The sequence below is a fragment of the Polaribacter sp. R2A056_3_33 genome (assembly GCF_019278485.1).
Lineage (GTDB): Bacteria > Bacteroidota > Bacteroidia > Flavobacteriales > Flavobacteriaceae > Polaribacter.
Map to the genome: position 1 here is coordinate 2,968,056 of NZ_CP058984.1, position 14,707 is coordinate 2,982,762.

9 protein-coding genes are annotated in these 14,707 nt (G+C 31.4%); 5 read left to right on the top strand and 4 right to left on the bottom strand.

What is annotated here, in order from left to right:
* The first annotated feature begins 22 nt into the window (after positions 1-22).
* Positions 23-829, top strand: coding sequence for an enoyl-ACP reductase (locus H0I29_RS12415; RefSeq protein WP_218732989.1), 807 nt, complete (start codon positions 23-25; stop codon positions 827-829).
* Positions 830-1,072: 243 nt separating this feature from the next.
* Here the strand turns inward: H0I29_RS12415 and H0I29_RS12420 are convergent, their stop codons facing one another.
* The gene (locus H0I29_RS12420; protein WP_218752590.1) at positions 1,073-3,391 is read right to left on the bottom strand and encodes a DUF1566 domain-containing protein; all 2,319 of its coding nucleotides are present in this window, start codon (positions 3,389-3,391) and stop codon (positions 1,073-1,075) included.
* A 549-nt stretch (positions 3,392-3,940) separates the two neighbouring features.
* Between H0I29_RS12420 and leuC the strand changes: the two genes are divergently transcribed.
* The 4 genes from leuC (at position 3,941) to leuB (ending at position 8,667) form a co-directional block, all read left to right on the top strand.
* Positions 3,941-5,347 (top strand): 3-isopropylmalate dehydratase large subunit, encoded by a 1,407-nt coding sequence (gene leuC / locus H0I29_RS12425; protein WP_218752591.1) that lies wholly within the window; start codon positions 3,941-3,943, stop codon positions 5,345-5,347.
* An 11-nt stretch (positions 5,348-5,358) separates the two neighbouring features.
* Positions 5,359-5,958, top strand: a complete 600-nt coding sequence (gene leuD, locus H0I29_RS12430) for a 3-isopropylmalate dehydratase small subunit (protein WP_218752592.1) — start codon at positions 5,359-5,361, stop codon at positions 5,956-5,958.
* A 20-nt stretch (positions 5,959-5,978) separates the two neighbouring features.
* Positions 5,979-7,499 (top strand): alpha-isopropylmalate synthase regulatory domain-containing protein, encoded by a 1,521-nt coding sequence (locus tag H0I29_RS12435; protein WP_218752594.1) that lies wholly within the window; start codon positions 5,979-5,981, stop codon positions 7,497-7,499.
* A 112-nt stretch (positions 7,500-7,611) separates the two neighbouring features.
* Positions 7,612-8,667 carry a 3-isopropylmalate dehydrogenase gene (leuB, locus tag H0I29_RS12440; protein WP_218732994.1) on the top strand — a complete coding sequence of 352 codons (1,056 nt, stop codon included), beginning with the start codon at positions 7,612-7,614 and terminating at the stop codon, positions 8,665-8,667.
* Between the two features lie 152 nt (positions 8,668-8,819).
* On the opposite strand, the gene H0I29_RS12445 is transcribed toward leuB, so the two are convergent.
* Genes H0I29_RS12445 through H0I29_RS12455 form a run of 3 tightly spaced genes read right to left on the bottom strand, consistent with a single transcriptional unit; the run spans position 8,820 to position 14,637 of the window.
* Complete coding sequence (locus H0I29_RS12445; protein ID WP_218752596.1) at positions 8,820-11,033, bottom strand: DNA mismatch repair protein MutS; 2,214 nt, start codon at positions 11,031-11,033, stop codon at positions 8,820-8,822.
* Between the two features lie 12 nt (positions 11,034-11,045).
* On the bottom strand, positions 11,046-11,789 hold the full coding sequence (locus tag H0I29_RS12450) for a LytTR family DNA-binding domain-containing protein (RefSeq protein WP_218752598.1): 744 nt from the start codon (positions 11,787-11,789) through the stop codon (positions 11,046-11,048).
* Between the two features lies 1 nt (position 11,790).
* On the bottom strand, positions 11,791-14,637 hold the full coding sequence (locus H0I29_RS12455) for a histidine kinase (protein WP_218752600.1): 2,847 nt from the start codon (positions 14,635-14,637) through the stop codon (positions 11,791-11,793).
* Positions 14,638-14,707 lie beyond the last annotated feature (70 nt).

The following is a 14,707-nucleotide window of genomic DNA, read 5'->3' on the forward strand; positions in this document are numbered from 1 at the left end:
CATAAAACAAAAATATAATAGCATGTACAATTTACTAAAAGGAAAAAAAGGAATCATTTTTGGTGCTTTAAACGAAAATTCTATCGCTTGGAAAACAGCACAAAGAGCACATGAAGAAGGAGCAGAATTTGTGTTAACGAACGCACCTGCTTCTATTAGAATGGGTGAATTAGATGTTTTAGCAAAGAACACAAATTCTCAAATTATTCCTGCAGATGCAACTTCAATTGAAGATTTAGAAAATTTGATAGAAAAATCTATGGAGATTCTAGGCGGTAAAATAGACTTTGTTTTGCACTCTATTGGTATGTCTGTAAATGTTAGAAAAAAGAAAGCGTACACAGATCCAAATTACGATTTCACTCAAAAAGGGTGGGATGTTTCTGCGGTTTCGTTTCACAAAGTTTTAAATGTTTTGTATCATAAAAAAGCCATGAAAGAATGGGGTTCTATCGTTGCATTAACCTATATGGCAGCGCAAAGAGTCTTTCCAGATTATAATGATATGGCAGATAATAAAGCTTATTTAGAGTCTATTGCACGTAGTTTTGGCTACTATTTCGGTCGTGATTTTAAAGTTCGAGTAAACACCATTTCTCAATCTCCAACACCAACAACTGCCGGAAATGGGGTAAAAGGTTTCGATGGATTTATCAATTTTTCAGAAAAAATGAGTCCGTTAGGAAATGCTTCTGCAGCCGATTGTGCAGATTATACCATTTCGCTATTTTCAGATTTAACAAAGAAAGTAACGTTGCAAAATTTATTTCATGATGGTGGATTTTCTAACATGGGGGTAAGTGATGCTGTTATGGACAAATTTGAGTAAACATATTGTCAATCTAAATCTACTCTAGATTGACAGTATATAAAGTGTTTTTATTTGAAGCTATTTCCTGCTTTCCGCACTCGCTTTTTTTAGTTTGTTCTCGATACAAATTTTTCATTCTTCAAAATTCACTCGATTCCAAACTAAAAAAGAGCTCAAACAACTGCTACAATCAGGGCTAAAATTGTTTGACAATACATAGAAAACGTAGTGTTAAATAGTCCTTTTTTTGAGCGAATCGTTTTATCTATTTCCTCTTTTGCTCATTTCATCTTCAGTAAGATAACCATCTCCGTTTTTGTCCCTTTGATCAAAATTTTCTTTCAATTTCCCTTTAACTTCAGACTTACTTAGTTTATGATCTTTATTCGAATCCATTTTTGTTAACAGTTCAGAAAAAGATGGAGGTGTATTGTTGCTGTTATTGTTTCTTTGAGTAGGTTTTTGTCTATTTTGTGTGGTAGTTTTTTTTGTTTGTGGCGTTGTAATTTTGGTATTTATTTTAGTGGTAGGTGTTATATCTCTAACGGCTCTTACGTAATTATAAACGTATCTTACATCACCTTGAGGACCAAAATATTCAGGGTAATTTTCTTTAAAACCGCTCTTAGGATCACTTCTTTGTGCACCTGCACCGTGTACATCCATTATTTCATTTCTCATTTTTCCTTGAGATTCTCCAAAAGCAATATACACAGCTCCTGCATTGGGGTTTTTACCATCTAAATGTGTGGTGCTTGTCCAAAAATAAGGATATTGTTTTTTACCATTTGGGTCTTTAATTTCGGTAGTTTCAAAAAGAGGGTTAATAGCCGCAGAATTGGTAGTTTGTGGTGAACGATTATAATCTACAATACTTTGTAATTCTTTAGCATTGGGCAAACGCCAATCAGCATAATTAGTGAGGTTTAAATTTTCCGCATAACTTAAAGCATCTTCCCAATTTCTATCAATACCATCATCGGCTTTTTGCCACATTAAACCCGTAGCATAATCACTTACAGTACCATCTTTATTGTCTATAAAATTATTTTTTCCATAATCGGTATTTCCACGTACCAAACGAAAATACATTTTGTTATCAGTACCCGTTCTAGGTTGGTCTTTCGGATAGCCTTTTATTCTACCATCAACAAAATTAACACCAAATATAGTTTCATTATTTTTCATGGTGCGTCCAACATATTCAGTAGATGACCAAGTTTGTGCATCAATTTCTCGCTCGTTATTTTGAGTGTTTCCTAAAGGCTGTTTAAAATAATTGGTGTCTATAAATAGTTCTATAGCAGTAGCTCCTTTTACTTTTCCTGTAAATAATATCAACGAATACAACTCTTTAAGAGTAGGAACTCTCCAATCATTATAACCACCCAATTTAGAGTTCTTCGCTTTTAAAACAGCTTCGTTAAGCGTCATTTTAGTTCCCATATCTTGTTCCCAAACTAATCCTGTAACAGTATCTGTTATCGTACCATCTCCGTTATTAATATATGAAGGCTGATTGCCGTTATAGTTGGCATCTTGTCCGTAGAAAGAAACTCCTTTTGTAGGTGTAGTAATTTCGGCACTGTCAGAATAAGAATCCTTTATACCGGTGTCTACAATTGGGTAGCTTACTTTTAAATTAGAAGGCTGGTTTACAGTACTGTTTTCTGTGTAAGGTAAAACCATCAAGTCTTTTCCGTAGAGCACGTTGCCCGAATAGTTTTCACGTATGGCTGCCGTTGTAGCTTCTTCATCTACATCTGTAAAGTTAAAATGGGTCAAGACTAAATTTTTTACGTTCGCTTCTTTTGCCATTTGTGAGCTTTCAGACAAGTTAACGTGTGCGTGTTCTTTTGTATTATTGGTTTTACGGTTTCTGTTGTTGTTACTTTTACCCGTTTTTATTTTTGAACCTAAGGCAATGGCTCCACCAGAATCCATTATTAAATAATCGGCATTTTTAGCCAAAATTGGTAAGGTTTTAGAATAGGTTAAATCTCCAGAAATTACAATGGATTCGTTGCCAACATCAAAACGATAGGCGAGTGTAGCAATGGCATGTTTTACTGGTGTGTAAGAAATTTTAATGTCTCCAATAGTAAAAGTGTTGTTTCCTGTTAAGTTTTTAGCGGTGTAATTCGCAGTGGCATCACTTAGAGTTCTTCCAGATTTTGATAATCGATACGCAATGTCTTCTTCATAACTTTCTAAGATATTATCAATAATTAAAGTGGTTTGTTTTGGACCTGCAATAATGGTTTTATTTCGTCCAAGAAGCGATTGTATAAAAATAGGGGTAAATTCCTCATTATGGTCTAAATGATGATGTGTGAAAAGTAAGCCATCTAAGTCCTTAATTTTTGTATTTATCTTGTTTAGATTGGCTTGGGTTCCATTTCCCATATCTACCAAAATCTGTGTGTTTTTGTAGCTGATTAATACTGAAGGACCAGAGCGTTCTGTATTAAATTTTGGCGATCCAGAGCCAATAATTGTTGCCGTTAAATGGTCGTTGTTTTCTTGAGCGAATAGTTGTATTCCTATAAAAAATAGCAGGAAAGCGAAGTGTCTTTTCATTGTATACCTTTTGTTTCTTTGACACGTACTTTTCTTAATGGTTTAATTGAAAGTAATAAAAATAGTGATATTTAAAATGATTAGGAGGTTTTACGGTCTGAACATGATAATGGAATAAAAAGTAGCATTATAGAAGAATAAAATAAGCCTAGATTTTTTTGTTTATTTTTTCATCAATGGAATAAAGAAAATAGTAAAAGAGAAGATTTCTCGTCATTCATACGTTGTTCTCTCGAAATGACAATAGGTCTTATTTTACGCGTAGTTTGTTATGCTGAAAGAGTCATGAGTAGAGGTTTATTTTAAGATTTTAATAAACATTTTAGCACTTTTATAGAATTAAAATTAAAGAGCTTTTATAAAAAATGAATACCCTATAAAATAAATAGACATCGTATTTTTAAATAGGTTAATTGACTGTTTATCAGTGATGTGAGGAAAGGTTTAACAGTTGGGTATAATGTTTGAAAATATTTACAAGAGCTTAAAGCAGAATATATTCTTATTTTTGGTAGCTGATTATCATTTAAATAATTAAAGAACAAACAAATGGCAAATACATTATTTGACAAAGTATGGGATTCACACGTTGTTCGTCAAGTTAAAGACGGACCAGATGTGTTTTTTATAGATCGTCATTTTATTCACGAAGTTACTAGTCCTGTAGCTTTCTTAGGATTAGAAAGTAGAGGAAACAGTGTTGTATATCCTGAGCGTACATTCGCAACGGCAGATCACAACACCCCAACCATAAATCAACATTTACCTGTAGAAGATCCTTTATCTGCAAATCAGTTAGATGCTTTAGAAAGAAATGCAAAAAAGCATGGTATTTCTCACTGGGGATTAGGAGATCTTAATAACGGAATTGTACACGTTGTAGGTCCTGAAAACGGAATTACGTTACCTGGAGCAACTATTGTTTGTGGAGACTCTCATACATCTACACATGGTGCTTTTGGTGCTATTGCCTTTGGTATTGGTACTTCGGAAGTAGAAATGGTATTGTCTACACAATGTATTATGCAGCCAAAACCTAAAGCGATGCGTATTAACGTAAACGGTAAATTAGGTTTAGGAGTTACTGCAAAAGATGTTGCTTTATACATTATTGCAAAACAAACTACTTCTGGTGCAACAGGTTATTTTGTTGAATATGCAGGAGATGTTTTTGAAGATATGTCTATGGAAGGTCGTATGACTGTGTGTAACTTATCTATTGAGATGGGAGCACGTGGAGGTATGATTGCTCCGGATGCTAAAACATACGAGTATTTAAAAGGGCGTGCTCAAACTCCTAAGGGAGCAGATTGGGACAAGGCTATGAAATATTGGGAAACTTTATATACAGAAGAAGGAGCAGAATTTGATGTTGAGCTTAATTATGATGCAGCTGATATTGAGCCAATGATTACGTATGGTACAAACCCAGGAATGGGTATGGGCGTTACTAAATCAATTCCTACTGCAGAAAGTTTAGAAGGTGGTGTAGAAACTTATAAAAAATCATTAGGATATATGTCTTTTAACGAAGGTGATTCTATGATTGGTAAAGAAATTGACTTTGTATTTTTAGGTTCTTGTACAAACGGGCGTATAGAAGACTTTAGAGGATTCTGTTCTATTGTAAAAGGAAGACAAAAAGCACCTAATGTTACGGCTTGGTTAGTACCAGGATCACATAAAGTAGTAGATCAAATTAAAGCAGAAGGTTTAGATAAAATTATTACAGACGCAGGTTTTGTTTTAAGAGAACCAGGTTGTTCGGCTTGTTTGGCAATGAATGATGATAAAGTTCCTTCAGGAAAATTATCTGTTTCAACATCAAACAGAAACTTCGAAGGAAGACAAGGACCAGGATCTAGAACTTTATTAGCTTCTCCTTTAGTTGCTGCAGCATCTGCAGTAAATGGAGTTGTAACGGATCCAAGAACAATTTTAAACGCTAACGCTTAATAAAGAAAAATATGGCTTACGATAAATTTGACGTACTAACAAGTACAGCATATCCTTTACCTACAGAAAATGTAGATACAGATCAAATAATTCCTGCTCGTTTCTTAAAAGCAACTGAGCGTGTAGATTTTGATGTCAATTTTTTCCGTGATTGGAGATTTGAACAAGACGGAACACCTAAAGCAGATTTTCCTTTAAACAAAGAAATTTATGCAGGTTCTAAAATATTAGTAGGAGGTAGAAACTTTGGTTCTGGTTCTTCTAGAGAGCATGCAGCTTGGTCTGTGTACGATTTTGGTTTACGTTGTGTAATTTCATCTGCATTTGCAGATATCTTTAAAAACAACTGTTTAAATGTAGGGGTTTTACCTGTGCAAGTTTCTGCAGCATTTGCAGATACATTATTTGCTGCAATTATGGCAGATCCTAAAACAGAAATTAAAGTAGATTTACCTAACCAAACAGTAACTTTAGTTGCAACTGGTGAATCTGAATCTTTTGTAATTAATACCTACAAAAAAGACAATATGTTAAACGGTTTTGATGATATTGATTACTTAAAAAACATCGAAAACGAAATTTCTGCTTTTGCTGAAACAAGACCATTTTAAGAATACTTTTTAGGTTGAATATGGCTAAAAGAAAGATTGAAATAATGGATACGACACTACGTGATGGAGAACAAACATCAGGAGTGTCGTTTTCAGTTTCCGAAAAATTAACAATCGCAAAATTACTTTTAGAAGAATTAAAAGTAGATCGTTTAGAAATAGCATCTGCAAGAGTTTCTGAAGGGGAATTAGAAGCTGTTAAAAAAATAACTTCTTGGGCTTCTGAACAAAATTGTTTAGATAAAATAGAAGTATTAACTTTTGTTGATGGAGGAAAATCTATCGATTGGATGGTAGATGCTGGAGCTAAAGTTCAGAATTTATTAACCAAAGGATCTTTAAACCACTTAACACATCAACTTAAAAAAACGCCAGCACAACATTTTGCAGATATTAAAGCAAATATTGAGGCGGCTGCTACGCATAACATTAAAACCAATGTCTATTTAGAAGATTGGTCTAACGGAATGCGTACTTCTAAAGAATACGTTTTTGAATATTTAGATTTCTTAACAGTTCAAAATATAGAACGTGTTTTATTACCAGATACTTTAGGAGTTTTAACACACGATGAAACTTTTAAATTCATTGCTGAAGTTAGAGAAAAATACCCAACAACTCATTTCGATTTTCATGGTCATAATGATTATGATTTAGGAGTTGCCAATGTTATGGAAGCTATAAAAGCAGGTGCCAATGGTTTGCATTTAACCATAAATGGGATGGGAGAACGTGCAGGAAATGCACCAATGGCAAGTGTTATTGCTGTAATTAATGATTTTTTAAAGGATGTAAAAATCACTGTTAATGAAAAAGCATTAAATAAAGTTAGTAAGCTTGTAGAAACTTTTTCTGGTTTTCGTATTCCTGTAAACAAACCTGTTGTAGGTGCAAATGTTTTTACGCAAACTGCCGGAATTCATGCAGATGGAGACAATAAAAACAACCTGTATTTTAATGATTTAATGCCAGAACGTTTTGGTAGAAAACGAAAATATGCATTAGGAAAAACATCTGGAAAGGCAAATATTCAGAAGAACTTACAAGATTTAGGTCTGAGTTTAAATGATGAAGAGCTAAGGAAAGTTACCCAAAGAATTATTGAATTAGGCGACAAAAAAGAAGTCGTTTCTCAAGAAGATTTACCTTATATTATTTCTGATGTTTTAGACAGTAATGCTATAGAAAAGCGCGTTGTTGTAGAAAATTATGTTTTAGGACATGCAAAAGGAATGAAACCATCTACCACTTTACAATTAAGAGTAGAAGGCGTACAATATGAAGCACATGCACAAGGAGACGGGCAGTTTGATGCCTTTATGAATGCTTTGCGTAAATTGTATAAAAAACATAGTAAAAGGGATTTACCAGCTTTAATTGATTATGCGGTAAGAATTCCTCCGGGAAGTAATTCTGATGCTTTGTGTGAAACAATTATCACTTGGAAATTAGAAGAAAAAGAATTTATTACTCGTGGGTTAGATTCAGATCAAACAGTATCTGCAATTAAAGCCACTGAGAAAATGTTGAATATTATTTAAAAAATGCCATTTGCTATTAGCTGTTTGCTATTAGCTAAAAAAATAAATTAATTAAATTATCTGCTGTTTATTGAGCCAACGGCCAATAGCGAACAGCTAAAAGCTTAAACACATGAAATTAAATATCGCATTATTAGCAGGAGACGGAATAGGACCTGAAGTAATTGATCAAGCAGTAAAAGTATCTGATGCAATTGCTAAGAAATTTAACCACGAAATTACTTGGAATCCAGCTTTAACCGGTGCTGCTGCTATTGATGCAGTTGGAGAACCTTATCCAGATGCAACACATGATATTTGTGTCGCTTCAGATGCTGTTTTATTTGGTGCAATTGGGCATCCTAAGTATGATAATGATCCTTCTGCAACGGTTCGTCCAGAACAAGGTTTGTTAAAAATGCGTAAAAAATTAGGTTTGTTTGCCAATGTAAGACCAACGTTTACGTTTCCTTCTTTGTTAGATAAATCTCCTTTAAAAAGAGAAAGAATAGAAGGAACTGATTTGGTTTTTTTACGTGAATTAACTGGAGGGATTTACTTTGGTGAAAAAGGTAGAAGAGACGAGGGAGAAACTGCATTTGATAATTGTGTGTACACAAGAGCTGAGGTTCAAAGATTGGCTGTAAAAGGTTTTGAATTGGCAATGACTCGTTCTAAGAAATTATGTTGTGTAGATAAAGCAAACGTTTTAGAAACATCTCGTTTATGGAGAGAAACGGTACAGGCTATGGAAAAAGATTATCCAGAAGTTGAAGTTTCTTATGAATTTGTAGATGCAGTTGCAATGCGTTTGGTACAATGGCCAAATAGTTATGACGTACTAATTACTGAAAACTTATTTGGAGACATTTTAACGGATGAAGCTTCTGTAATTTCTGGTTCTATGGGATTAATGCCAAGTGCATCTGTAGGAACTGAAAATGCTTTATTTGAGCCAATCCACGGTTCTTATCCGCAAGCAACAGGTTTAAATATAGCAAACCCAATGGCTACTGTTTTATCTGCAGCAATGATGTTTGAAAACTTTGGTTTACAAGAAGAAGGGAAAGCAATTAGAGCGGCTGTTAATAAAGCTTTAGAAGCAGGTTTTGTAACAGAAGATTTAGCAGACGGAGGAAAATCTTATGGAACACAAGAAGTAGGAGACTGGTTAGCTAAAAATATTTAGGATTATTTATATCCGTTAGAGCACAGTTGAGAATTTATTGAGGTTTTAAAACTTTAAACAAGTTATTCTTCTTTACGCAACGAGACAAAAAGTACATATATATATAAAGGTTCGCAATTTGCGAACCTTTTTTAGTTTTAAAATGTATGTTATTATTTTGTTTTTTTAGCTCGTTTTACTAACTCTAGTTTGTCTGTAGTTGTTTTTGTGGTAAAGAAACCATAATTAATAGTTACTTTTTTCTTATCAATTTTATCGATTGTACCTACAGAGTTCGAGCCAATAACTTTTACACTATCATCAATTTGATAAATGTACTCAGATTTTTCTTTGGCTATTTTAGCTTCTTCTATTTTCTTTTCTTTTCTAACTTCTACAACTTTTTGTAATACTTCTTTTTCTACTTTTTTAATAATTTCTTGCTGTTGTTTTTCTGCAACTTTAGCTTTTTGTTTTTGCGCTTTGGTTTTAGGTGCCAAAGGTTTTTTCATTACTTGTTTTACCTTTAAATCTGCAACCCATTTATTAAAATTAGTATTTAATTCCTTTTTATTATTGGTTTGAAAGTATTTATTAAGCAGTTCATTTGTTTTTCTACCTAAAGAAAGCATTCTTTGATTTTGATCATATAATTCTTGAAAACCAGATAATTTATCTTGAACACGTTGTTCTTTTTCCTGTAAATTATCTAAATGTTCTTGCCCTTTAAATTTTTGTTGTTCTAAATTATCAGAATGTTTTTGCAATCTATTACGTTCTTTTTGAAGCTTAGAAATCGTTTTATCTAAACGTACTTTCTCTGTCTCAACACGTTTTTTAGCTTTATTTATAATACTAAACGGAATTCCGTTTTTCTGAGCAACTTCAAACGTAAAAGAACTACCTGCTTGCCCTATAAATAACCTATAAAGCGGTTCTAAAGTACGTTCATCAAACTGCATATTTGCATTGGTAACATTCTCTAATTCGTTGGCTAAAACTTTTAAGTTGGAGTAGTGGGTAGTTATAATTCCGAATGCTTTTTTATAATAAAACTCTTCTAAGAAAATTTCAGCCAAAGCACCACCTAATTCAGGATCTGAACCAGTACCAAATTCATCAATTAAAAATAAGGTGTTTGCGCCACATTTACGTAAAAAATTACGCATGTTTTTTAAACGATAACTATACGTACTAAGTTGATTTTCTATGGATTGATTGTCTCCGATATCAGTTAGAACGGTATCGAAAATATACGTTTGACTGCGCTCATCAACAGGAATTAAAATACCACTTTGCAGCATTATTTGCAATAAACCAATGGTTTTTAAAGTGATACTTTTTCCACCAGCATTAGGACCCGAAATAACAATAATTTGCTGTTTTTCGTTCAGTTCTATACTTTGAGAAATGGTAGGTAAATCTTGTTTTTTATTTTTTCTCCATAATATGGGATGATATGCGTTCTTAAAATAGATCTTTTTTTCTCTAGAAATTTTAGGCAAAACGGCATTCATTTCTACGGCGTATTTTGCTTTTGCTCCAACTACATCAATATGGATTAAAAAAGAAAGGTATTCTTCTAATAAATAAACATAAGGACGAACAGTAGCAGATAATGCACGTAAAATCTTTACAATTTCTTGCTTTTCATCATAAATTAAATTTTGATATTCTCTAGAGTATGCAAGTGTTGCTTGTGGCGCAATATAAACAATGTTACCAGATTTTGAAGAACCTAATAAACTACCAGCAACCTTTTTTCTATGCATTGCAGAAACTGCTAATACACGCTGATTGTCTACAACAGTTTCTTTGATATCATCTAAATGACCCGCAGAAATTGCTCTAGATAAAGCACTAGAAAAACTCGCACCAATTTTTCCACGTACATTATTAATGTCTTTTCTTATTTGTCTTAAAGCGTCTGAAGCGTTATTTTTTACTTCACCAGAAATATCAATAATTTTTTTGATTTCATCATCTATAAAAGTGGTGAATTCAATTTCTTGTGAAAGCTCGAAAAAAGTAGGGAATTGCACATTAAATTTCTTGAAAAACTTAATCAATTCGTTTACAGTTAAAGAAGTAGTGGCAATTTTTAAAAATGCATCGGTTTCTACAAAGCTATTTTCTATAGCCAAACGTTTTACATTTTCTGTAATATTATCGAAACTATGGTTAGGAATTCTATTTTCACTTTCAAAAGAAGAAACGTATTCGTTTACCAAATACAACTCTTTAAAAAGTGCTTTTTTATTAATGATAGGTTCAATTTCAGTAACCTGTTCTTTACCCAAACCAGAAATACAATGTTCTGCAACATGTTGTAAAACTGTAGAAAATTCTAAATCTTGTAATGTCTTGGATGATATATTATTGTTCAAAAAAAGTCGATTTTATTGCGAACACAAATCTATAAATTCTTTTCGTTTGGTTTTAGAAACTGGCACTCTTTTTTTGTTCTCTAATACAATATATCCTTCATTCTCAAAATGACGCACTTTTTCTAGGTTTATAATGTGAGATTTATGGCATTTGTAGAAGAAGTTATTCATCATCTTTTCATACTTCCCTATATTATAAGAGCTTACGATTTCTGTGTTGTCTATAAGATGAATCTTGGTATAACCGTCAAATCCTTCTATATGTATCACTTCTTTTTGAGGAATAAAAGAAACACCTTTAATAGTTGGTATAATTAATTTGTTTGAGTTAGAATTTGTTTCTGCAATAAACTGTAAAAGGTTTGTATTTTTTTCGTTCTCGTGTTTTAAATTGATACTTTCTTTTGCTTTATGAACAGCTTTTATTAAATCATCATCATCTATTGGTTTTAAGATATAACCAATAGCACATTTTTTAAAAGCTTCTATAGCATATTCGCTAAAGGCGGTGACAAAAATTACTTGAAAATTGATTTCTCTTAATTCAGATAACAATTCAAAACCATCAATTCGGGGCATTTCTACATCCAAAAATAAAATATCAGGTTGTTGTTTTTTGATGTTGGAAATTGCTTCTTCTGGTTTTTGGTAGGTACCAATGATGGTTATATCTGGAAACAAATTGGCCATCTTTTTCTCCAATCCTTTTAGGTTAGAAATTTCATCATCAACAATAATAGCAGTGATTGTATTCATCTTATTTGCTTTTAATTATAAAAGTAGATATGTTTCCTTTTTCGTCGTTTTTAGGGTGTAATTCTTCTGTAAAATACAAGATTTTCCATTCTTCTAAGTTGTTTAAATACGTTAAACGTTGTTGTAAAACGCTAGAAGATTTTATTTTTTTACTTTTCGATTTAGTGTTTACAAATCCAACACCATCATCAATAATTAAAACTTTATAAGTAAAAGCATCTACTTTTTTAAGGTTGATGGTAACGGTTCCTGTATCAAATTTATTAAAAATTCCATGGTTTACAGCATTTTCTACAATAGGTTGTAACAACATCGTTGGTATTTTAGTTTTTCTGAGATCAATAGCATCATCAATATTAATTTGATATTCTAGTTTTTCTCTAAAGCGTAGTTTTTCTATTTCTAAATAATTGCTGAGCAGTTTTATTTCTTCTGTTAATGTGATAGTCGTTTCTTTAGAAAGTTCGAAAAAACGTCTAATTAGTTTCGAAAATTTAACCAAATATTTTTCTGAGGCTTCAAAATTATTTTCATTAATAAAATATTGAATAGCTGCTAAAGAGTTGAAAACAAAATGCGGATTCATTTGCGAGCGAAGTGCTTTTAATTGAATCTCAGAAAGTTGTTTTTCTTGAAAAAGCTTTTTACTTTTTTGCTGTTGGTTTCGTTTACTTAAATACCAAACAGCTCTAAAAAACAAAGTTGTTAAAGTTAAAAGAACGATGGCTTTAAACCAAAATGTTTGATGCCATAAAGGAGTGATTGTAAATTCAATTTTTTGTTTAAAATCTTGTGATTCAATTTTTAAAATATAGGTATTGGGCTGTAAATCATTAAAATTAATATTGGTTGTTTCTGTCGTTTTCCAATCACTTTGCAGTGGTTCTAATTTGTAATTATAAGTAAAGTGAGTATTGTTCTCAGAAAAATCTATCCTAGAAACGGCAATACTAATGTTGTTGTTCTCTAAGTATTTAAAAGTATTATTATTTTCAGTTATTGTTTGGTTGTTGTACGTTAATTTATCGATATAAATATCTAATAACTGATTGACGTTTTCTTGTTTTTTGGGCAAAATAGCAATTCCATTATTTGTACTTACAATAAGCTCATTTTTATGAATAAAAATATCATTAACTTGTTGAGAAGGAATGCCGTTGGCGATTGTTAATTGTTTTTCTAAAGTATATTTATGATCATTTAAAACATATTTAAAAATACCGGAGTTACTTGCCAACCAAATATTTTTATTCTCCACAAAAGCATTATTCACAATTAAAAATTCTGATTTTGGTAATTGATATATGTTATTCAAATCGGTAATAAAGGATCCAAAGCCATCTGTATTTAATAATATATGGGTTTTAGATACTTTTGTAACACTTAAAATAGATTTAGAAAATATTTGTTTATTAAAAGTAACTTCACTTATTTCTTCATTTTTAATTTGCTTTAAACCATTTGTGGTTGCAACCAATAATCGATCATTAAAAACCATTAAATTGGTAATTCCTAGTTGGGGATAAACTTTAAGAATTTTCAGGTTGTTTGTATCAATTTTATTAATTCCTACAGTAAAATCGCCATATAAATACTTGTTAAAATAAATTAAGTTTCTAGCAGTTTGATTTTTATAATAAGGGAATTCTGTAAAATTAAACTCCTCGGTGTCTTTAGTGTTTTTTTTACGTATAATTTTGTTTTCCGAAATATAGAACGCTGTTTGTAAGGAGTCTATATAATTAGAACTAAAAATGTAATTATTTTGTTTAATAAACGGTATAAAATCTTTTTTGTCAGTTTGATATTTGAAAAAACCTTTGTTATAAATATTTGCAATTATGGTATCGTTTATTTTGTTGGTTTTAAGAATCTTTTCGTGTTGAAAAGCATATTTAATATTTCTTTTAGATTTACTAAGTTTGTATACACCATTTAAAAAAGTAGCAATCCAAACCGTTTCTTTTTTATCAATCATTGCAAAATGTGCATCTAATTTTTTAGGAATTAAAACTGTTTTTGTAATGTGATAATTAGCATCTAAAACACCTACAAATCCTCTTCCTGTAATCTGAATTTGATTGTTAATGAGATGTATTCTGGTGTGTTGAGATTTATTGATACCTACTTCATCTTCAAAATTGCGTTTATATAGTTTTAACGTATTTAAGTTTAATATTGAATAATATTTATCTGCTGTCCAATAAAACAAGCTATCTGTTATTTGGCCTCTATAATGGATGGTTGTTAAAATATTTTTAAGATTAGGTACCTTTTTTATATTTCCGTTTTTGTAGGTTAATTTTATAGTATCTAAATTAGTACTAGTCTCATAACAAGAAATAGTTGGGTGTTTAATATATACAGGTGTTAACTTTTTTAAGGAAGTTTTTTTTAATACTAATTTCCATTTATTATTGATTAATTCATGTGATCTAGAATTGCTGGTTAGTATAACTTGGTTGTCTATTTGACTGGTATAATTCGGTGTAAATATTTCATTTTTGACTTCACTTTCAAAAGCATAAACACTATCATTTTTTATATAGCCTAATTTAGATGTTTTAGATAAATACCATAAATTACCATCTGGTGTTGGATGAATTCCCCATATATCATTGGTAGACAAACCTTTTCTTGTCGTAAAATTTTTTAAGGTGTTACCATTGTATTTTACTAACCCTTTGTCTGTAGCAAACCAAATAAAACCATAAGCATCTTGTACAATTTTATAAATATGATTGCTAGGTAAGCCATCCTTTACAGTAATATTTGTGTACTGTTGAGAATAGGAAAAACTCCATAACATAATTATAAATAAAGTGATATGTAGTTTTAAAAATTTCAAGTTTTATTTTTGTTTATCAAAGATACAATTATCCTTTTCGTTATTTATAAGGGATTTCTTATCATTATAG

Coding starts and splice junctions, on each gene's coding strand:
- H0I29_RS12450 (WP_218752598.1), bottom strand. CDS start 11,789: ATGAATACAATCACTGCTATTATTGTTGATGATGAAATTTCTAACCTA.
- H0I29_RS12420 (WP_218752590.1), bottom strand. CDS start 3,391: ATGAAAAGACACTTCGCTTTCCTGCTATTTTTTATAGGAATACAACTA.
- H0I29_RS12435 (WP_218752594.1), top strand. CDS start 5,979: ATGGCTAAAAGAAAGATTGAAATAATGGATACGACACTACGTGATGGA.
- leuC (WP_218752591.1), top strand. CDS start 3,941: ATGGCAAATACATTATTTGACAAAGTATGGGATTCACACGTTGTTCGT.
- leuB (WP_218732994.1), top strand. CDS start 7,612: ATGAAATTAAATATCGCATTATTAGCAGGAGACGGAATAGGACCTGAA.
- H0I29_RS12415 (WP_218732989.1), top strand. CDS start 23: ATGTACAATTTACTAAAAGGAAAAAAAGGAATCATTTTTGGTGCTTTA.
- leuD (WP_218752592.1), top strand. CDS start 5,359: ATGGCTTACGATAAATTTGACGTACTAACAAGTACAGCATATCCTTTA.